This is a genomic window from Streptomyces sp. NPDC006879 (assembly GCF_042869595.1).
GTDB lineage: Bacteria > Actinomycetota > Actinomycetes > Streptomycetales > Streptomycetaceae > Streptomyces.
In genome coordinates this window covers 1-16466 of the sequence record NZ_JBIAGC010000007.1, presented here as the reverse complement: position 1 = coordinate 16466, position 16466 = coordinate 1, and the positions used below count along the sequence as shown (strand labels likewise).

General features: G+C 66.5%; 29 protein-coding genes. 4 read left to right on the top strand and 25 right to left on the bottom strand.

Features of this window, described 5'->3' with window-relative positions:
* Positions 1 to 118: 118 nt before the first annotated feature.
* The 25 genes from ACFYMC_RS07860 to ACFYMC_RS07740 all read right to left on the bottom strand — a co-directional run bounded on the left by ACFYMC_RS07860 (position 119) and on the right by ACFYMC_RS07740 (position 13469).
* Entirely contained in the window at positions 119 to 778 is a 660-nt protein-coding gene (locus ACFYMC_RS07860) for an adenylate kinase (protein WP_388520447.1), read from the bottom strand.
* Entirely contained in the window at positions 778 to 2091 is a 1314-nt protein-coding gene (gene secY, locus ACFYMC_RS07855; protein WP_388520444.1) for a preprotein translocase subunit SecY, read from the bottom strand. Before secY ends, ACFYMC_RS07860 begins: the two co-directional genes overlap by 1 nt.
* Positions 2092 to 2278: 187 nt before the next feature.
* Positions 2279 to 2743: a 50S ribosomal protein L15 gene (gene rplO / locus ACFYMC_RS07850; RefSeq protein WP_388520441.1), complete on the bottom strand. Its 465-nt coding sequence runs from the start codon at positions 2741 to 2743 to the stop codon at positions 2279 to 2281.
* Between the two features lies 1 nt (position 2744).
* Positions 2745 to 2927, bottom strand: coding sequence for a 50S ribosomal protein L30 (rpmD, locus tag ACFYMC_RS07845; protein ID WP_053682614.1), 183 nt, complete (start codon positions 2925 to 2927; stop codon positions 2745 to 2747).
* Complete coding sequence (gene rpsE / locus ACFYMC_RS07840; RefSeq protein ID WP_030201551.1) at positions 2927 to 3532, bottom strand: 30S ribosomal protein S5; 606 nt, start codon at positions 3530 to 3532, stop codon at positions 2927 to 2929. Before rpsE ends, rpmD begins: the two co-directional genes overlap by 1 nt.
* A 45-nt stretch (positions 3533 to 3577) precedes the next feature.
* Positions 3578 to 3961, bottom strand: a complete 384-nt coding sequence (rplR, locus tag ACFYMC_RS07835; RefSeq protein ID WP_388520437.1) for a 50S ribosomal protein L18 — start codon at positions 3959 to 3961, stop codon at positions 3578 to 3580.
* 4 nt (positions 3962 to 3965) lie between these two features.
* Complete coding sequence (gene rplF, locus ACFYMC_RS07830; RefSeq protein ID WP_365104012.1) at positions 3966 to 4505, bottom strand: 50S ribosomal protein L6; 540 nt, start codon at positions 4503 to 4505, stop codon at positions 3966 to 3968.
* A 20-nt stretch (positions 4506 to 4525) separates the two neighbouring features.
* On the bottom strand, positions 4526 to 4924 hold the full coding sequence (gene rpsH, locus ACFYMC_RS07825) for a 30S ribosomal protein S8 (protein ID WP_365104010.1): 399 nt from the start codon (positions 4922 to 4924) through the stop codon (positions 4526 to 4528).
* A 222-nt stretch (positions 4925 to 5146) separates the two neighbouring features.
* Complete coding sequence (locus tag ACFYMC_RS07820) at positions 5147 to 5332, bottom strand: type Z 30S ribosomal protein S14 (RefSeq protein WP_003956452.1); 186 nt, start codon at positions 5330 to 5332, stop codon at positions 5147 to 5149.
* A 5-nt stretch (positions 5333 to 5337) separates the two neighbouring features.
* On the bottom strand, positions 5338 to 5889 hold the full coding sequence (gene rplE, locus ACFYMC_RS07815; RefSeq protein ID WP_388520433.1) for a 50S ribosomal protein L5: 552 nt from the start codon (positions 5887 to 5889) through the stop codon (positions 5338 to 5340).
* Entirely contained in the window at positions 5889 to 6212 is a 324-nt protein-coding gene (gene rplX, locus ACFYMC_RS07810; protein ID WP_388520430.1) for a 50S ribosomal protein L24, read from the bottom strand. The genes rplE and rplX overlap by 1 nt, the downstream gene beginning before the upstream one ends.
* Positions 6213 to 6214: 2 nt before the next feature.
* The gene (gene rplN / locus ACFYMC_RS07805; RefSeq protein ID WP_003956455.1) at positions 6215 to 6583 is read right to left on the bottom strand and encodes a 50S ribosomal protein L14; all 369 of its coding nucleotides are present in this window, start codon (positions 6581 to 6583) and stop codon (positions 6215 to 6217) included.
* 138 nt (positions 6584 to 6721) lie between these two features.
* Complete coding sequence (rpsQ, locus tag ACFYMC_RS07800; RefSeq protein WP_388520427.1) at positions 6722 to 7006, bottom strand: 30S ribosomal protein S17; 285 nt, start codon at positions 7004 to 7006, stop codon at positions 6722 to 6724.
* Positions 7006 to 7230 (bottom strand): 50S ribosomal protein L29, encoded by a 225-nt coding sequence (rpmC, locus tag ACFYMC_RS07795; protein WP_388520424.1) that lies wholly within the window; start codon positions 7228 to 7230, stop codon positions 7006 to 7008. The genes rpsQ and rpmC overlap by 1 nt, the downstream gene beginning before the upstream one ends.
* On the bottom strand, positions 7230 to 7649 hold the full coding sequence (gene rplP, locus ACFYMC_RS07790; RefSeq protein ID WP_028812370.1) for a 50S ribosomal protein L16: 420 nt from the start codon (positions 7647 to 7649) through the stop codon (positions 7230 to 7232). The genes rpmC and rplP overlap by 1 nt, the downstream gene beginning before the upstream one ends.
* A 5-nt stretch (positions 7650 to 7654) precedes the next feature.
* Entirely contained in the window at positions 7655 to 8488 is an 834-nt protein-coding gene (gene rpsC, locus ACFYMC_RS07785) for a 30S ribosomal protein S3 (protein WP_219664737.1), read from the bottom strand.
* Positions 8488 to 8835 (bottom strand): 50S ribosomal protein L22, encoded by a 348-nt coding sequence (rplV, locus tag ACFYMC_RS07780; protein ID WP_388520878.1) that lies wholly within the window; start codon positions 8833 to 8835, stop codon positions 8488 to 8490. The genes rpsC and rplV overlap by 1 nt, the downstream gene beginning before the upstream one ends.
* A 41-nt stretch (positions 8836 to 8876) precedes the next feature.
* Entirely contained in the window at positions 8877 to 9158 is a 282-nt protein-coding gene (rpsS, locus tag ACFYMC_RS07775; protein ID WP_166628878.1) for a 30S ribosomal protein S19, read from the bottom strand.
* Between the two features lie 12 nt (positions 9159 to 9170).
* Positions 9171 to 10007 (bottom strand): 50S ribosomal protein L2, encoded by an 837-nt coding sequence (rplB, locus tag ACFYMC_RS07770; RefSeq protein ID WP_388520419.1) that lies wholly within the window; start codon positions 10005 to 10007, stop codon positions 9171 to 9173.
* Positions 10008 to 10046: 39 nt separating this feature from the next.
* The gene (gene rplW / locus ACFYMC_RS07765; RefSeq protein WP_388520416.1) at positions 10047 to 10370 is read right to left on the bottom strand and encodes a 50S ribosomal protein L23; all 324 of its coding nucleotides are present in this window, start codon (positions 10368 to 10370) and stop codon (positions 10047 to 10049) included.
* Positions 10370 to 11020 carry a 50S ribosomal protein L4 gene (rplD, locus tag ACFYMC_RS07760; protein WP_388520413.1) on the bottom strand — a complete coding sequence of 217 codons (651 nt, stop codon included), beginning with the start codon at positions 11018 to 11020 and terminating at the stop codon, positions 10370 to 10372. Before rplD ends, rplW begins: the two co-directional genes overlap by 1 nt.
* Before the next feature lie 5 nt (positions 11021 to 11025).
* Positions 11026 to 11670 (bottom strand): 50S ribosomal protein L3, encoded by a 645-nt coding sequence (gene rplC / locus ACFYMC_RS07755; RefSeq protein ID WP_388520410.1) that lies wholly within the window; start codon positions 11668 to 11670, stop codon positions 11026 to 11028.
* Positions 11671 to 11684: 14 nt separating this feature from the next.
* The gene (rpsJ, locus tag ACFYMC_RS07750; RefSeq protein WP_003948644.1) at positions 11685 to 11993 is read right to left on the bottom strand and encodes a 30S ribosomal protein S10; all 309 of its coding nucleotides are present in this window, start codon (positions 11991 to 11993) and stop codon (positions 11685 to 11687) included.
* Positions 11994 to 12408: 415 nt separating this feature from the next.
* A complete protein-coding gene (locus ACFYMC_RS07745; RefSeq protein ID WP_388520407.1) occupies positions 12409 to 12615 on the bottom strand; it encodes a DUF397 domain-containing protein in 207 nt (68 codons plus the stop codon).
* Positions 12612 to 13469: a helix-turn-helix domain-containing protein gene (locus ACFYMC_RS07740; protein WP_388520405.1), complete on the bottom strand. Its 858-nt coding sequence runs from the start codon at positions 13467 to 13469 to the stop codon at positions 12612 to 12614. Before ACFYMC_RS07740 ends, ACFYMC_RS07745 begins: the two co-directional genes overlap by 4 nt.
* A gap of 139 nt (positions 13470 to 13608) precedes the next feature.
* On the opposite strand from ACFYMC_RS07740, the gene ACFYMC_RS07735 reads away from it, so the two are divergent.
* From ACFYMC_RS07735 to ACFYMC_RS07720, 4 genes are all read left to right on the top strand, one after another.
* A complete protein-coding gene (locus tag ACFYMC_RS07735; protein ID WP_388520402.1) occupies positions 13609 to 14031 on the top strand; it encodes an ATP-binding protein in 423 nt (140 codons plus the stop codon).
* A 54-nt stretch (positions 14032 to 14085) separates the two neighbouring features.
* The gene (locus ACFYMC_RS07730) at positions 14086 to 14490 is read left to right on the top strand and encodes a hypothetical protein (RefSeq protein ID WP_388520400.1); all 405 of its coding nucleotides are present in this window, start codon (positions 14086 to 14088) and stop codon (positions 14488 to 14490) included.
* A gap of 197 nt (positions 14491 to 14687) precedes the next feature.
* Complete coding sequence (locus ACFYMC_RS07725) at positions 14688 to 15341, top strand: hypothetical protein (RefSeq protein WP_388520397.1); 654 nt, start codon at positions 14688 to 14690, stop codon at positions 15339 to 15341.
* A 432-nt stretch (positions 15342 to 15773) separates the two neighbouring features.
* Positions 15774 to 16280 carry a transposase gene (locus ACFYMC_RS07720; RefSeq protein WP_388520394.1) on the top strand — a complete coding sequence of 169 codons (507 nt, stop codon included), beginning with the start codon at positions 15774 to 15776 and terminating at the stop codon, positions 16278 to 16280.
* Positions 16281 to 16466: the final 186 nt, after the last annotated feature.

Below are 16466 nucleotides of genomic sequence, written 5' to 3'. Positions count from 1 at the left end.
GGGCGCTGCCTCGCACGGTGCTAGGCAGTCTGGCTCAACAGTACGGCCGCGGCGTCCTGGGGACACCGCGGCCGTACGGGGTACTGCGGTTCTGCTCTTCGATCGCGCCGAGCCGAGATCAGCTCGTGCCGGTCTTCTTCAGCGCGTCCATGGCGCGCTGGGTGACGTCCTTGACCTCGCCGAGCGCGGAGATCGTCACCACCAGGCCCTGGGCCTTGTAGTAGTCGATGATCGGCTCGGTCTGGGTGTGGTAGACGTCCAGCCGGTTGCGCACGGTGCCCTCGGCGTCGTCCCCGCGCTGGTACAGCTCACCGCCGCAGGCGTCGCAGACGCCCTCGGTCTTCGGCGGGGTGTACGACACGTGGAAGACGTGGGCGGAGTCGTTGCGGCAGATGCGGCGACCCGCGATCCGCTTGACGACTTCCTCCTCAGGGACCTCCAGGTCGAGGACCGCGTCCAGCTTCATGGACTCGGTCTTCAACATCTCGTCCAACGCCTCGGCCTGCGAAACGTTGCGCGGGAAGCCGTCGAGCAGAAACCCGCCCTCAGCGTCCGGCTGCTCCATGCGGTCCTGCGCCATGCCGATGGTGATCTCGTCGGGCACCAGGTCGCCGGCGTCCATGAATGCCTTCGCCCTCAGCCCGAGCTCGGTGCCCTGGCTGATGTTGGCGCGGAAGAGGTCGCCCGTGGAGATGTGCGGGATCGACAGGTTCTTGGCCAGGTACGCGGCCTGCGTGCCCTTGCCCGCACCCGGCGGTCCGACGAGGACGATTCGCATCAGCGGAGGAACCCTTCGTAGTTGCGCTGCTGGAGCTGGCTCTCGATCTGCTTCACGGTTTCCAGACCCACACCCACGATGATCAGGATGCTCGTCCCACCGAAGGGGAAGTTCTGGTTGGCGCCGAAGCCGGCCAACGCCACGGTTGGCACGAGAGCGATCAGACCCAGGTACAGCGACCCCGGCCAGGTGATCCGATTGAGCACGTAGCTCAGGTACTCGGCAGTAGGTCGGCCAGCCCGGATGCCCGGGATGAAGCCACCATACTTCTTCATGTTGTCGGCAACTTCCTCGGGGTTGAACGAGATCGCCACGTAGAAGAAGGCGAAGAACACGATCAGGAGGAAGTAGAGGGCGATGTGGAAGGTTGCGTCCGGATTCGCCAGGTGACGCTGGACCCAGGCGGCCCAGGGAGCGGTGGAACCGCTGAACTGGACGATCAGTGCCGGGATGTAGAGCAGCGACGAGGCGAAGATGACCGGAATCACACCCGCCTGGTTCACCTTGAGCGGGATGTAGGTGGACGTACCGCCGTAGGCGCGGCGGCCGATCATACGCTTGGCGTACTGGACGGGGATTCGGCGCTGCGCCTGTTCCACGAAGACGACCAGGGCGACCATGGCGAGGCCGACGAGGATGACCACGGCGAACTCGACCCAGCCATCGGCGATCTTGCCCTGCTCCTTGATGGTCCACAGGGCGCCGACGAAGCCGGCGGCGATCGAGATGAACATCAGGATCGACATGCCGTTACCGATGCCGCGGTCGGTGATGAGCTCACCGAGCCACATGACCAGGCAGGTGCCGGCGGTCATGGTCACAACCATGACGACGGTGTTGAAGATGGAGCGGTCGGGCACGATCTGGTTGGCCACGGCACAGCCCTGGAACAGGCTGCCGGTCTTGGCGGTAGCCACCAGGCCGGTGCCTTGCAGGACCGCGAGGGCTACGGTGAGATAGCGCGTGTACTGAGTGATCTTCGCCGTACCGGACTGCCCCTCTTTCTTGAGGGCCTCCAGCTTCGGGATGACCACGGTCAGCAGCTGCAGGATGATGCTCGCCGTGATGTACGGCATGATTCCGAGCGCGAAGATCGTGATCTGCAACAGCGCGCCACCGCTGAACATGTTGACCAGACCGAACAGGCCCCCGCCCGTTTCCGCCTGTTTGACGCAGATCTGAACGTTTTCGTAGCTCACGCCGGGTACCGGAATGTGGGACCCGAGCCGGAACAGCACGATGATGCCGAGCGTGAAGAGCAGCTTCTTGCGCAGGTCGGGTGTTTTGAACGCCCGGGCGAACGCGGTGAGCACGGTGCCTCCTGCGACCCCCGCGCTACTGCGTCAGAGGTGACGGTCTGAAGGATCGACGTTTATGACAATGCAAAGGTGCAGGCCACCTTACCGGCGACTGCGCCCCCTAGGAACGACCGACTGGGGATGCCCCATATGTGAGGCATCCCCAGTCGGTATTTTCTAGCTTTCAGCCACTGAACTCGTCTCAGACGAGCTCGGTGACGGTGCCACCGGCGGCGGCGATCTTCTCCTTGGCGGAGCCGGAGACGGCGTCAACCGAAACCTGCAGCGCCACGGAGATCTCGCCCTGGCCGAGGACCTTGACGAGGCTGTTCTTGCGAACCGCACCCTTGGCGACCAGATCGGCCACCGTGACCTCGCCACCCTGCGGGTAGAGCGCGGCCAGCTTGTCCAGGTTCACGACCTGGTACTCGGTGCGGAACGGGTTCTTGAAGCCCTTGAGCTTCGGGAGACGCATGTGGAGGGGCATCTGCCCACCCTCGAAGCGCTCCGGAACCTGGTAACGGGCCTTGGTGCCCTTGGTACCACGACCAGCCGTCTTACCCTTCGACGCCTCACCGCGACCCACACGGGTCTTCGCGGTCTTGGCACCGGGGGCCGGACGGAGGTTGTGGGCCTTCAGCGGGTTGTTCGCCGAGGACTCAGCCATGTCAGTCGACCTCCTCAACCGTCACGAGGTGGCGGACGGTCTGCACCATTCCGCGGAACTCGGGGCGGTCCTCCTTGACAACCACGTCGTTCAGGCGCTTGAGCCCGAGCGAACGCAGGGTGTCACGGTGGTTCTGCTTGCTGCCGATGTACGACTTCGTCTGCGTGATCTTGAGGCGAGCCATTACGCACCCGCTCCCGCACGTGCACGAAGCAGAGCCGCGGGGGCGACGTCCTCAAGCGGCAGACCACGGCGAGCCGCGATCTCCTCGGGACGCTGCAGGCCCTTCAGGGCCTCCACGGTCGCGTGCACGATGTTGATCGCGTTGTCGGAGCCGAGCGACTTCGACAGGATGTCGTGAACGCCGGCGCACTCCAGAACGGCGCGCACCGGGCCACCGGCGATCACACCGGTACCGGGGGAAGCAGGCTTGAGCAGGACGACGCCCGCAGCCTTCTCGCCCTGGATCGGGTGAGGGATGGTGCCCTGGATACGGGGGACCTTGAAGAAGTGCTTCTTGGCCTCCTCAACACCCTTGGCGATGGCGGCCGGCACCTCCTTGGCCTTGCCGTAGCCGACACCTACGGTGCCGTCACCGTCTCCCACCACGACCAGCGCGGTGAAGGAGAAACGACGACCACCCTTGACAACCTTGGCGACACGGTTGATCGCGACAACGCGCTCAACGTACGCGGTCTTCTCGGCGGCAGCGGCGCCACCGTCGCGACCCTTCCGGTCCCGCCGCTCGCCGCCACCGGCACCGCTCCCGCGGCGCTGGGGTCCAGCCATTGGATTACCTCTCTCTGTTACGTCCGTTAGTCCCGGAACCGGGGCTTAGAACTTCAGCCCGGCTTCGCGGGCGGCGTCAGCCAGAGCGGCAATGCGCCCGGCGTACCTGTTGCCACCACGGTCGAACACGACGGCCTCGATGCCGGCGGCCTTGGCGCGCTCGGCGACCAGGGCTCCGACCTGCTTGGCCTGCGCGGACTTGTCGCCCTCGCCACCGCGGATCGAAGCGTCCAGGGTCGACGCGGACGCCAGGGTGTGACCCTGGAGGTCGTCGATGACCTGAGCGACGATGTTGCGGTTGGAGCGCGTCACGACGAGGCGCGGACGCTCCGCCGTACCCGACACGTTCTTGCGGATGCGGATGTGGCGGCGTGCCTTTGCAGCGCGCTTGTAAGCGTCGCCCTTGGCGATCTTCACACCGTATGCCATGGCTTTACTTACCAGCCTTTCCGACCTTGCGGCGGATGACCTCGCCCGCGTACTTGACGCCCTTGGCCTTGTACGGGTCGGGCTTGCGCAGCTTGCGGATGTTGGCGGCGACCTCGCCGACCTTCTGCTTGTCGATGCCCTCGACCGAGAACTTGGTCGGCGACTCGACCTTGAAGGAGATGCCCTCGGGCGCCTCCACCAGGATCGGGTGGCTGTAGCCGAGCTGGAACTCCAGGTTGGAGCCCTTCGCGGCGACACGGTAACCGACACCGCTGATCTCGAGTGCCTTGGTGTATCCCGTGGTCACACCGGTGATCATGTTGGCCACCAGCGTGCGGGACAGGCCGTGCAGGGCCTTGTTCTGACGCTCGTCGTTCGGACGGGTGACGTTCAGAACGCCGTCCTCGCCCTTAACGATCTCGATCGGGGCGGCAACGGTGTGCGTCAGGGAGCCCTTGGAGCCCTTGACGGTGACCGTGCGGCCATCGATGGTGACGTCCACGCCGGCGGGAACCGGGATGGGGAGCTTGCCGATACGCGACATTTGCTTTCCTCCGTTCCCGACTACCAGACGTAGGCGAGGACTTCCCCACCCACGCCCTTCTTCTGCGCCTGCTGGCCGGTCAGGAGGCCGTGGGACGTGGAGATGATCGCCACGCCCAGGCCGCCGAGAACCTTCGGCAGGTTGGTGGACTTCGCGTACACGCGCAGACCCGGCTTCGAGATGCGCTTGATGCCAGCGATCGAGCGCTCGCGGTTCGGGCCGAACTTCAGCTCGAGGATGAGGTTCTTGCCGACCTCAGCGTCCTCGACCTTCCAGCCGGTGATGAAACCCTCCTGCTTGAGGATTTCCGCGATGTGCGACTTGATCTTGCTGTGCGGCATCACGACGGTGTCGTGGTACGCCGAGTTTGCGTTACGCAGACGAGTCAGCATGTCTGCGATCGGGTCAGTCATGGTCATGAATCGGCCTTCGGCCTCTCTCGCCGGGGTTTCCTGTATGCGCCATCCCTCTCCCCACTCAGTGGCGGGACGGGTGCGGTGCGGGGACCTACGGCGTAGTAAGTCGGTAGGGCGGCGGACGCCCAACCCCACAAGCCTACGGCATGTGAGAAGGGGGGCCCGCCGACCCAATACTTACCGAGAGCTTCAGGTATTCCTCAACGCCCAGTGGGCGAAGGGGAATTACCAGGAGCTCTTGGTCACGCCCGGCAGCTCGCCACGGTGAGCCATCTCACGGAGGCACACGCGGCACAGGCCGAACTTGCGGTACACGGAGTGCGGACGGCCGCAGCGCTGGCAGCGGGTGTACGCACGCACACCGAACTTGGGCTTACGAGCAGCCTTGGCAATCAGAGCCTTCTTCGCCATCTCGCTTACGCCTCCTTGAAGGGGAAGCCGAGGTGACGAAGGAGCGCGCGGCCCTCAGCGTCGTTGGTCGCCGTGGTGACCACGGTGATGTCCATACCCCGGACGCGGTCGATCTTGTCCTGGTCGATCTCGTGGAACATGACCTGCTCCGTGAGACCGAAGGTGTAGTTGCCACGGCCGTCGAACTGCTTCGGGGACAGGCCGCGGAAGTCGCGGATGCGCGGCAGCGCCAGCGACAGGGTGCGGTCCAGGAACTCCCACATGCGGTCGCCACGCAGCGTGACGTGGGCACCGATCGGCTGACCCTCACGCAGCTTGAACTGCGCGATGGACTTGCGTGCCTTGGTGACGGCCGGCTTCTGGCCGGTGATCGTGGTGAGGTCGCGGATGGCGCCCTCGATCAGCTTGGAGTCGCGGGCGGCGTCGCCCACACCCATGTTGACCACGATCTTCACGAGGCCGGGAACCTGCATGACGTTCTCGTAGGAGAACTCCTCACGCAGCTTGCCCGCGATCTCCTCGCGGTACTTCGTCTTCAGACGCGGAGTGGTAGCCATCAGATGTCCTCACCGGTCCGCTTGGCAACGCGGATCTTGTTGCCGTCCTCGTCGAAGCGGTAGCCGACGCGGGTGACGACCTTGTTGCCGTCCTTCTCCACCACGAGCTGAACGTTGCTCACGTGGATCGGGGCTTCAACGGTCACGATGCCGCCGGCCTTCGAAGCCTGGCCCGGCTGGTTCGCCTTGGTGTGCTTCTTGACCCGGTTGACACCCTCGACCAGGACGCGGTCCTCGCGGGGGAAGGCCGCGATGACCTTGCCCTGCTTGCCCTTGTCCTTACCGGTGATGACCTGGACCAGGTCGCCCTTCTTGATCTTCATGCTTACAGCACCTCCGGCGCGAGCGAGATGATCTTCATGAACTTCTTCTCGCGCAGCTCACGGCCGACCGGGCCGAAGATACGGGTGCCGCGAGGGTCGCCGTCGTTCTTCAGAATGACAGCGGCGTTCTCGTCGAAGCGGATGTACGAGCCGTCCTGGCGGCGGCGCTCCTTGACGGTGCGAACGATGACCGCCTTGACGACGTCACCCTTCTTCACGTTGCCACCGGGGATCGCGTCCTTGACGGTGGCAACGATGACGTCACCGATGCCCGCGTAGCGGCGACCCGAACCACCGAGAACACGGATGCAAAGGATCTCCTTGGCACCAGTGTTGTCGGCGACGCGAAGTCGCGACTCCTGCTGGATCACGTCTATCTCCTGTTTGTCTGCCGGTTCCCGGCAGGGGCAACCCCCACGAGGAGGTGCCGCCCCTGCCGAGCCTGGCGGAACTGACCTGAGGGAAACCCCTCAGGCTGTGTCTATTGGAATTCGCTGACGCGAAGTTCCTTACTTGGCCTTCTCGAGGATCTCGACTACGCGCCAGCGCTTGGAGGCGGACAGCGGACGGGTCTCCATCAGGAGAACACGGTCGCCGACACCCGCAGCGTTGGCCTCGTCGTGGGCCTTGAGCTTGTTCGTACGGCGGATGACCTTGCCGTACAGCGCGTGCTTGACGCGGTCCTCGACGGCGACGACGACGGTCTTGTCCATCTTGTCGCTGACGACCAGACCCTCACGGGTCTTGCGGAAACCGCGCGCGTTCGTCTCTTCAGTCACGTTCTTCTCGCTCATCAGGCGTTCTCCACCGTCTCGATGCCGAGCTCGCGCTCGTGCATCAGGGTGTAGATCCGGGCGATGTCCTTACGGACGGCCTTGAGCCGGCCGTTGTTCTCCAGCTGCCCGGTCGCCGCCTGGAAGCGGAGCTTGAACAGCTCGTCCTTGGCCTCGCGCAGCTTGGCAACGAGCTCCTCGCTGCCGAGCTCGCGGAGCTCAGACGCCTTGGTACCGGCCGCCATCACGACTCACCTGCCTCGCGCCGCACGATCCGGCACTTCATCGGAAGCTTGTGAGCAGCGCGGGTGAGCGCCTCACGAGCAATCTTCTCGTTCGGGTAGGACAGCTCGAACATGACCCGACCCGGGTGCACGTTCGCGATCCACCACTCGGGGGAACCCTTACCGGAACCCATGCGGGTCTCGGCAGGCTTCTTGGTGAGCGGGCGGTCCGGGTAGATGTTGATCCAGACCTTGCCGCCACGCTTGATGTGGCGGGTCATCGCGATACGCGCGGCCTCGATCTGACGGTTCGTCACGTACGCCGGGGTCAGCGCCTGGATGCCGTACTCGCCGAATGCGACCTCAGTGCCACCCTTCGCCATACCGCGACGCTTGGGGTGGTGCTGCTTGCGGTGCTTGACCCTACGAGGGATCAGCATTTCGGTCAGGCCTCCGTTCCGGTGCTCTCAGCCGGAGCGGCGGCAGCGGCCTCGGCCTTGGGGGCCTCGGTCGCAGCAGCCTGCTGCGGCTTGCGGCCGCCACGGCCGCCACGCTCGCCACCGCGGCCACCACGGCCGGCCGGGCGGTCAGCGCCACCGCGGGCCGGGCGGTTACCCGCACGGGCGGCAGCGTTCTCAGCGCGAACCTCGGCGATGTTCTTGACGTCGCCCTTGTAGATCCAGACCTTCACGCCGATGCGGCCGAAGGTCGTCTTGGCCTCGAAGAAGCCGTACTCGACGTTCGCGCGCAGCGTGTGCAGCGGCACACGACCCTCGCGGTAGAACTCCGAGCGGGACATCTCGGCGCCGCCGAGACGGCCACCACACTGGATCTTGATGCCCTTGGCGCCGGCCTTCATGGCGGACTGCATGCTCTTGCGCATGGCCCGACGGAAGGAGACGCGGGAGGACAGCTGCTCGGCAACGGCCTGGGCCACGAGCTGGGCGTCAACCTCGGGGTTCTTGACCTCAAGGATGTTCAGCTGGACCTGCTTGCCGGTGAGCTTCTCGAGGTCGCCGCGGATGCGGTCGGCCTCGGCGCCACGGCGGCCGATGACGATGCCCGGACGGGCGGTGTGGATGTCCACGCGGACGCGGTCACGGGTGCGCTCGATCTCAACCTTCGAGATGCCGGCGCGCTCCATGCCGGACGTCATCATCCGACGGATGGCGACGTCTTCCTTGACGTAGTCCTTGTACAGCTTGTCGGCGTACCACCGGGACTTGAAGTCCGTGGTGATGCCGAGCCGGAACCCGTGCGGGTTAACCTTCTGGCCCATTACCGGGTTCCTTCCTTGCTGCTGACGACCACGGTGATGTGGCTGGTCCGCTTGCGGATCCGGTAGGCACGGCCCTGAGCACGCGGACGGAACCGCTTCAGGGTCGGGCCCTCGTCGACGTACGCCTCGCTGATGACCAGCGAGGAGGCGTCCGTGTGGTTGTTGTTGTGCGCGGCGTTGGCGATGGCGCTGTCGAGCACCTTCTTGACCGGCACGCTCGCGGCCTGCGGGGCGAAACGCAGGACCGCCTGAGCCTCCGTGGCATCCATGCCACGGATAAGGTCCACCACGCGGCGGGCCTTCATGGGCGTGACGCGGATGTACCGCGCCTGGGCCCTGGCTTCCATGGTTGTCCCTTCGGTGTAAGTCATAGTCGTTCCACCCCGCGTTAGCGGCGCTTCGACTTCCGGTCGTCCTTGACGTGGCCGCGGAAGGTGCGAGTCGGCGAGAACTCGCCGAGCTTGTGGCCGACCATCGACTCGGTGACGAACACCGGGACGTGGGTCTTGCCGTTGTGCACCGCGATCGTGTGGCCCAGCATGGCCGGGATGATCATCGAGCGACGGGACCAGGTCTTGATGACGTTCTTGGTGCCGGCTTCGTTCTGGGCGTCCACCTTCTTAATGAGGTGGTCGTCGACGAAGGGCCCCTTCTTGAGACTGCGCGGCATCTAAACCCGCTCCTAGCGCTTCTTGTTCGTCTTGCGGCGGCGGACGATGTACTTGCTCGAAGCCTTCTTCGGCGAGCGAGTACGACCCTCCTTCTGACCCCACGGGCTGACCGGGTGACGACCACCGGAAGTCTTGCCCTCACCACCACCGTGCGGGTGGTCAACCGGGTTCATCGCGACACCGCGGACGGTCGGGCGGACGCCCTTCCAACGCATGCGGCCGGCCTTGCCCCAGTTGATGTTCGACTGCTCGGCGTTGCCGACCTCGCCGACCGTGGCGCGGCAGCGCGCGTCGACGAGACGGATCTCACCGGACGGCATACGAAGGTGGGCCATGGTGCCCTCCTTCGCCAGCAGCTGCACGGAGGCACCCGCGGAGCGGGCGAACTTCGCACCGCCGCCGGGACGCAGCTCGATGGCGTGGATGGTCGTACCGACCGGGATGTTGCGCAGCGCGAGGTTGTTGCCCGGCTTGATGTCGGCCGTCGGGCCGTTCTCAATCCGGTCGCCCTGCTGCAGGCCGCGCGGCGCGATGATGTAGCGCTTCTCGCCGTCGGCGTAGTGCAGCAGCGCGATGCGCGCAGTGCGGTTGGGGTCGTACTCGATGTGCGCGACCTTGGCCGGCACGCCGTCCTTGTCGTGACGACGGAAGTCGATCACGCGGTAGGCGCGCTTGTGGCCACCACCCTGGTGGCGAACGGTCACACGACCGGCGTTGTTACGGCCGCCCTTGCTGTGCAGCGGGCGGACCAGCGACTTCTCCGGCGTGGACCGCGTGATCTCGACAAAGTCGGCGACGCTGGAGCCACGACGGCCCGGGGTCGTCGGCTTGTACTTGCGGATACCCATTTCTCAGTCCTCGTCCGATTCCGGACGACTCGGACTCCGTTAGGAGACCGGGCCGCCGAAGATGTCGATACGGTCGCCCTCGGCGAGGGTCACGATGGCGCGCTTGGTGTTGGCGCGCTTGCCGAAACCGGTGCGGGTGCGCTTGCGCTTGCCCTGACGGTTGATCGTGTTGACCCCGGTGACCTTGACCGAGAAGACCGCCTCGACGGCCTGCTTGATCTGGGTCTTGTTGGCGCCGGGCGCGACGATGAACGTGTACTTGTTCTCGTCCAGCAGCGCGTAGCTCTTCTCGGACACGACCGGCTTGATGAGCAGGTCACGGGGGTCCGTGAAGGTCTTGCTGGTAACGGTCGCCTCAGTCATCAGGCGTCGCTCCCTTCGGTCTCAGCGGTCTGGGGGCCAGACACGAAGGACTCAAGAGCGGCCTTGGTGAAGACCACGTCGTCGGAGACGATGACGTCGTACGTGTTCAGCTGGCCCGGCTCCAGGATGTGAACCTGGGGCAGGTTGCGGGCGGACAGCCACGCGGCTTCGTCTGCGCGCTCGACGACCAGGAGCAGGTTCTTGCGCTCCGAGATCTTGCCGAACAGCGTCTTGGCGGCCTTGGTGGAGACCTCACCCTCGACCACGCCGGTGACGACGTGGATGCGGGAGTGACGAGCGCGGTCCGAGAGGGCACCGCGCAGGGCGGCGGCCTTCATCTTCTTCGGGGTGCGCTGCGAGTAGTCACGCGGCACGGGGCCGTGGACGACGCCACCACCGGCGAACTGCGGGGCGCGGGTCGAACCCTGACGGGCGCGGCCGGTGCCCTTCTGGCGGTACGGCTTCTTGCCACCACCACGGACCTCGCCACGCGTCTTGGTCTTGTGCGTGCCCTGACGGGCAGCAGCCAGCTGCGCGACGACGACCTGGTGGATCAGCGGAACGCTGGTCTTGGCGTCGAAGATCTCGGCCGGGAGCTCGAAGGTCCCGGTCTTGTCGCCGGAGGGCGACAGAATGTCAATGGTGCTCATAGTCCTCAGGCCCCCTTGGCCGCAGTGCGGACCAGGACGAGGCCGCCGTTCGGACCAGGAACCGCGCCCTTGATGAGCAGCAGGCCCTTCTCCGCATCAACGGCGTGAACGGTCAGGTTCTGGGTGGTGACCCGCTCGTTGCCCATGCGGCCAGCCATGCGGAGGCCCTTGAACACACGGCCCGGGGTGGCGCAGCCACCGATGGAACCGGGCGAGCGGTGCTTGCGCTGCGTACCGTGACCGGCACCCAGACCGCGGAAGTTGTGGCGCTTCATGACACCGGCGAAGCCCTTGCCCTTGCTCTTGCCCGTGACGTCAACCTTGACGCCGGACTCGAACACCTCGGCAGTGATCTCCTGGCCGAGCGTGTACTCGCTGGCGTCGGAGGTACGGAGCTCCACCATGTGGCGGCGCGGGGTCACGTCGGCCTTGGCGAAGTGGCCCTTGAGGGGCTTGTTCACCTTGCGCGGGTCGATCTCGCCGAAGGCGATCTGGACCGACTCGTAGCCGTCGATGTCGTTCGTGCGGACCTGGGTAACGACACAGGGCCCGGCCTTGACGACGGTCACCGGGACGACACGGTTGTTCTCGTCCCAGACCTGGGTCATGCCGAGCTTCTCGCCCAGGACGCCCTTGATCTGCTTTGCCATCTTCTCCGCGCCTCTCAGAGCTTGATCTCGATGTCAACGCCGGCCGGAAGGTCCAGGCGCATCAGCGAGTCAACGGTCTTGGGCGTCGGGTCGAGGATGTCGATCAGGCGCTTGTGCGTGCGCATCTCGAAGTGCTCGCGCGAGTCCTTGTACTTGTGCGGCGACTTGATGACGCAGTACACGTTCTTCTCAGTGGGCAGCGGCACCGGGCCTGCGACCGACGCACCAGTGCGGGTCACCGTCTCGACGATCTTCTTCGCCGAGGAGTCGATGACCTCGTGGTCGTAGGCCTTGAGCCGGATGCGGATCTTCTGTCCCGCCATGGCTACTCAGTAGTCCTTTGTCTAGTGAAACGCTCTGGAACTCGGTGAGCTGGACTGATCCCGCCCCGTCCTCCGACCCACGCGGTCGGGCGTGTCGCACTCCCACTACAGAAAATTTCCATACGGAAATTCCCTGTCCAAGGGGGTGCGGTCCCTGAGACCGCGCTTCGGGGGAAAAGACACCCGCCGAGTGCCTGGCCGGTACCCCGCCCACACTTCCCGGAAGATTCCCGTACGTCCGCCCCATTGCTGCCCGGAGGCAGATGAAGGCGACGAGTACTGTGGGACTCGCTTCCAGTCCTCCCGGCGGGAGGCGTGCAGCATCGATACTCAACCGAGCAACTTGAGTAGTCTGCCATACGAGGCAGGGGCCTGGCCAATCGGGGCGAAGACAATACCCGGGCCCCCACGAAGGTCAAACTGCGCCGCGCCCCCACGCTCCGACCCCGGCCACGAACCCGACCCAGGCGGCCGAGGTGAAGGCGAGCCGTGGGCCGTCAGGGACCTTGGAGTCCCGCACCCGCACCACGCTCACAGCGGCGGCCACCTCGACGCAGGAGTCACCCTCACTACCACTGCTGTAGCTGCTCTTGAACCACTTCGGCTCGGCCTCTCGGATCATGTCTCTCCCAGCATCTGCTCAATGAGGGCCAGGGACTCCCGGGGCGACAACGCCTGGGCCCGGATCGTGCCATAGCGAAGCTCCAAGATCCTCAGTTGCTTCGGGTCGGAGACCGGCCGACCGCTGAACGCCCCCGGGGACCGGCCGACCGCTGCCCCGTCTCCGAACTTCAGCACCTCGATCCCGCCGTCCATGCCGGCATGAACCTCACAGCCCATCGGCATCACCTGGAGTGCCATGTGCCGCAACTCCCCTAGCTCAAGCAGACGTTCAAGCTGCCTGCGCCAGACCATTGTGCCCCCGATCCTGCGGCGCAGCGGCCCCTCCTCCAGGACGAAGCTGAGAGCAGGCGCCGGGTCCCGGGCAAACACGGATCGCCTGGCCATCCTTGCCGCCACCCAGCGCTCCACCTCGTCCTGCGAGTAGGCCGGCTGACGCATCTCGAACAGAGCGCGGGCGTGCTCCTCTGTCTGGAGCAGGCCGTGAACCGTGTGGTTGTCGTAGACCAGCAACTCCACCGCCTTGGCCTCCATCTTCGCCAGGTCGCGGATCTTCTTCGGATACCGGACCTCGGCTACGTCCGCCTTCATCGCGGCGATCCGCCCCCGGGCACCCAGCACCTCGTCCGCCTTGTCCAGGTACTCGGGGCGGGGGATGCGCCGGCCTCCCTCGACCTTGTAGACCAGGTCCTCCCCGTACCCGATCGCGGTACCGAACTCGGCGGCCCGTAACCCGGCGGCCTCGCGCCAGAGCCGGAGCTGGCGGCCCACGGTGGCGATCACCGCCGCGCCCGACTCGTCGTCCGGATCGAGTTCCCAGCCCGGCTCGTCCACACCGTCACCGTCCACGCCCATGCGCGCCCACCTCCGACCGTGGCGTTCCCCTCGACGCCCGGCGGACAGACGGGACAGCGGCGGACAAGCGCCGGACAGTCACCGTACGCACCGGCGCCGATGCTGGTCAGACTAGTCAGCTTCGGCCACGCTCAGTGACGTGATTCGAGAATCCGCCCTCCCCTCGCAGCCGCACGCCTTCGAAGTACGGCTGTCCGCCACCCCGCGCGGCGCCCGACTGGCCAGGCTCCTCAGCGTCGAACAACTGCGCTCCTGGAGCTTGGGGTTCGTATCCGATCCAGCCGCCCAGATCGTGGCCGAACTGGCCACCAACGCGGTGACACACGGTCGCGTACCGGGCCGGGACTTCCGTCTCGCCCTGGCCGCCTCCTCGACCACGCTCCGTATCGAGGTCACCGACACCCGCGTCGACCTCCTTCCCGCCCTCCTGGCCAGTACCGCCCGCACCGAGACCGGCCGCGGACTACACCTGGTGGCGGCCTTAGCGGACTCCTGGGGCGTGACCGAGGGGCCGCCGCCCCGGAAGACCGTGTGGGCACAGCTGTTCCTCGAAGCCACGTGAGCGGCGCGAAAACCCGTGTCCCCGGGCACCAGCGTTCTGCCACTCTCCTGACGCATGTCCGCACGGAACCGAAGGCTGCCCCGACACCGGGCCTGGCCACTGACCACCACCGACATCCAGCAGTGCCTCGGGTCCCACATGGGCCAGGTGAAGGAACTGAAATTCCTGACGGGAGCCGACAGCGGGGGCATCGCCTTGGGGGCGGCCTGGGTCGCCCCGAGCCCCCGCAACTACGGTCGCGGCGTCCACCCGGACATGGTCGGCTTCTTCATCGACGTCCATCCCGTAGGGGCGACCGAACGCGCCACCGCCCGCGCCGTCCTGCGGAGCGAGGCCCTCCCCCAGCTCCGCGCCTGGGTCGCCGCAGCGGTCACCGCTGACGAGACCTGGCGACTGACCCCCCACCAGCGCTACTGGCGCATCAGCGCGGGCGGCCTCACCCGCCACGACGACGGCTGAGTGCGGCGGCGCCCCCACGGCTTGGCTACACGGCTGTGGCCCCGCCCATCCCCTAATCTGACGGCGCTGCGGAAACACCGCCGAATCCACGCCCGCCCCGCAACCACACCCCGATGCCACTGGCGCCGCGTCACCGTGCACTCCGCCCGTCATCAGGCGGCCCGCCGGCAGCGCGAACGCCCCAAGCGAGCAGCGATATGCACGAACTCACCATCACCCCATCGAGGAGACAGGCGACAGGGGGCCTGCTGTGGGTCTCCCTGCTCCAGATCTTCATCGTGGACGTGGTCGTCTTCATCCATGCCACCACCGTGAGACCCACGGACGAGATCATCTCGGCACTGGGCGAGACGCAGTGCGGTCGCCTCGGCGCCTTCCACGTGTGCTCACCCTGGCACGAGAGCGCCGACATCGCCTGGGTCATCGGAGGCCTGAGCCTCGCCGTGGGGGCGCTCTGCAACCTGGCGGTCTTCACGCCCGGCTTCCTGCGGAACCTGGCGTTCGGAGCTCTGACGATCAGTGGTCTGGCTCTCGTGTCCACCGGCCTCAACCCCTACAACGTGCGCCCGTCACCACACCTGTTCTCCGCGGGAACCTGCTTCTTCATGGGCTCCGCGGGAGTCGTGCTCCTCGGCCTGCTGTTCCTCCAGGCGAACAGGCCGCACTGGGGCTGGGCCGGCGTCAGCTGCGGTGCGATCGGGATCACCGGCACCACGCTCACGGCGCTGAAGCCGATCCCCGATTTGCAAGGGCTGTTCGAACGCGTCGGTGCCTGGCCCAGCGTCGTGTGGGTGATGGCCACCGGGGCGTTCATCGTCCGTGCGGTCTACCGTCACGCCGTTGCCCGATGACGTAGCAGGTGCGGAAACCACTGCCGTCGGACCGCGCCTAAGCCCCGCCGTACTCGGCGGGGCTTCTCCGTAGGCCATGGCGCGCTGAGCGCGGGCAGCACGGAACTGGCCCAGTTGGGACAAGGAGCGAGAGACAGCCGGATCGGACTGGAACAACAGCGGACGTGTTTTCCCCACGCCGACCGGCGGGCCTCTCGACCCGGCCAACCTCACCCGCCGCTTCCTCAGCTTCGTCGACCTCTCCGGTCTGCCGCCGCATCCGGTTGTTGAGTCGGCCCGGGGCGCGGTGCCGGGATTGCTCCCGGTCCGTTTCCCCGGACCGCTCGCCGAACCCGCCGTACCGATCTCTCGGTAACGGGCTCTCCACGGTGTCTGCCGCTGAGTTTGAAAGGGTGGGGTGACAGTGGCTGTTGGCGGTGCTACATCCTCGTCATGAGGTACGCGGATGGCGGCGGTCTGACCGCCGCGGGGCGGGCGAAGCGTGAAGCGGTGCGCTTCGAGGCCGCGGAGATGTTCAAGCAAGGGGTGCGGCCGCCGGAGGCGGCCCGCAGGTTACGGGAGTCGGCGTACGCCTGGCATGCCGTCTGGCGCGACGGCGGCAAGTCGGCCCTGGCCTCCAAGGGGTCCGGTGGCTTTCCCTGTCAGCTCAACGATGCCCAGGTAGAACGGCTGCAGGCCGAGCTGGATGCCGGCCCTGCGGCGCACGGCTGGAGCGAGGACCAGCGGTGGACCCTGGCGAGGGTGGCGGAGCTGATCCACGGGCTGTTCGGGCACCGGTACATCCCGCGCGGGGTGTCGTATCTGCTGCATCGGCTCGGCTGGTCGCCGCAGGTCCCCGCACATCGGGCCGTCGAGCGGGACGAGCATGCCGTCGCCGCGTGGCGGACGGAGCAGTGGTCACGGGTAAGAGGACGGCCCAGCTCCTGGGCGCGTGGATAGTCTTCGAGGACGAGGCCGGGCAGGACCTGAAACCCGGGAAGGGCCGGACCTGGTCGCGGCGGGGCAGGACGCCACTGGTCAGACGTACCGGGGCGCAGGGATGTCAAGCGGAGGTGGCGAGGGTTGCGTGGTGTGACCACGCGGTGGCCTCGTCGTAGGGGGTGCGGGTCTTGAGACACCCGTGGA

Coding starts and splice junctions, on each gene's coding strand:
- ACFYMC_RS07860 (WP_388520447.1), bottom strand. CDS start 778: ATGCGAATCGTCCTCGTCGGACCGCCGGGTGCGGGCAAGGGCACGCAG.
- rplO (WP_388520441.1), bottom strand. CDS start 2,743: ATGGCTGAGTCCTCGGCGAACAACCCGCTGAAGGCCCACAACCTCCGT.
- rpmD (WP_053682614.1), bottom strand. CDS start 2,927: ATGGCTCGCCTCAAGATCACGCAGACGAAGTCGTACATCGGCAGCAAG.
- rpsE (WP_030201551.1), bottom strand. CDS start 3,532: ATGGCTGGACCCCAGCGCCGCGGGAGCGGTGCCGGTGGCGGCGAGCGG.
- rplR (WP_388520437.1), bottom strand. CDS start 3,961: ATGGCATACGGTGTGAAGATCGCCAAGGGCGACGCTTACAAGCGCGCT.
- rplF (WP_365104012.1), bottom strand. CDS start 4,505: ATGTCGCGTATCGGCAAGCTCCCCATCCCGGTTCCCGCCGGCGTGGAC.
- rpsH (WP_365104010.1), bottom strand. CDS start 4,924: ATGACCATGACTGACCCGATCGCAGACATGCTGACTCGTCTGCGTAAC.
- ACFYMC_RS07820 (WP_003956452.1), bottom strand. CDS start 5,332: ATGGCGAAGAAGGCTCTGATTGCCAAGGCTGCTCGTAAGCCCAAGTTC.
- rplE (WP_388520433.1), bottom strand. CDS start 5,889: ATGGCTACCACTCCGCGTCTGAAGACGAAGTACCGCGAGGAGATCGCG.
- rplX (WP_388520430.1), bottom strand. CDS start 6,212: ATGAAGATCAAGAAGGGCGACCTGGTCCAGGTCATCACCGGTAAGGAC.
- rpsQ (WP_388520427.1), bottom strand. CDS start 7,006: ATGAGCGAGAAGAACGTGACTGAAGAGACGAACGCGCGCGGTTTCCGC.
- rpmC (WP_388520424.1), bottom strand. CDS start 7,230: ATGGCGGCCGGTACCAAGGCGTCTGAGCTCCGCGAGCTCGGCAGCGAG.
- rplP (WP_028812370.1), bottom strand. CDS start 7,649: ATGCTGATCCCTCGTAGGGTCAAGCACCGCAAGCAGCACCACCCCAAG.
- rpsC (WP_219664737.1), bottom strand. CDS start 8,488: ATGGGCCAGAAGGTTAACCCGCACGGGTTCCGGCTCGGCATCACCACG.
- rplV (WP_388520878.1), bottom strand. CDS start 8,835: ATGGAAGCCAGGGCCCAGGCGCGGTACATCCGCGTCACGCCCATGAAG.
- rpsS (WP_166628878.1), bottom strand. CDS start 9,158: ATGCCGCGCAGTCTCAAGAAGGGGCCCTTCGTCGACGACCACCTCATT.
- rplB (WP_388520419.1), bottom strand. CDS start 10,007: ATGGGTATCCGCAAGTACAAGCCGACGACCCCGGGCCGTCGTGGCTCC.
- rplW (WP_388520416.1), bottom strand. CDS start 10,370: ATGACTGAGGCGACCGTTACCAGCAAGACCTTCACGGACCCCCGTGAC.
- rplD (WP_388520413.1), bottom strand. CDS start 11,020: ATGAGCACCATTGACATTCTGTCGCCCTCCGGCGACAAGACCGGGACC.
- rplC (WP_388520410.1), bottom strand. CDS start 11,670: ATGGCAAAGCAGATCAAGGGCGTCCTGGGCGAGAAGCTCGGCATGACC.
- rpsJ (WP_003948644.1), bottom strand. CDS start 11,993: ATGGCGGGACAGAAGATCCGCATCCGGCTCAAGGCCTACGACCACGAG.
- ACFYMC_RS07745 (WP_388520407.1), bottom strand. CDS start 12,615: ATGATCCGAGAGGCCGAGCCGAAGTGGTTCAAGAGCAGCTACAGCAGT.
- ACFYMC_RS07740 (WP_388520405.1), bottom strand. CDS start 13,469: ATGGGCGTGGACGGTGACGGTGTGGACGAGCCGGGCTGGGAACTCGAT.
- ACFYMC_RS07730 (WP_388520400.1), top strand. CDS start 14,086: ATGTCCGCACGGAACCGAAGGCTGCCCCGACACCGGGCCTGGCCACTG.
- ACFYMC_RS07725 (WP_388520397.1), top strand. CDS start 14,688: ATGCACGAACTCACCATCACCCCATCGAGGAGACAGGCGACAGGGGGC.
- ACFYMC_RS07720 (WP_388520394.1), top strand. CDS start 15,774: ATGAGGTACGCGGATGGCGGCGGTCTGACCGCCGCGGGGCGGGCGAAG.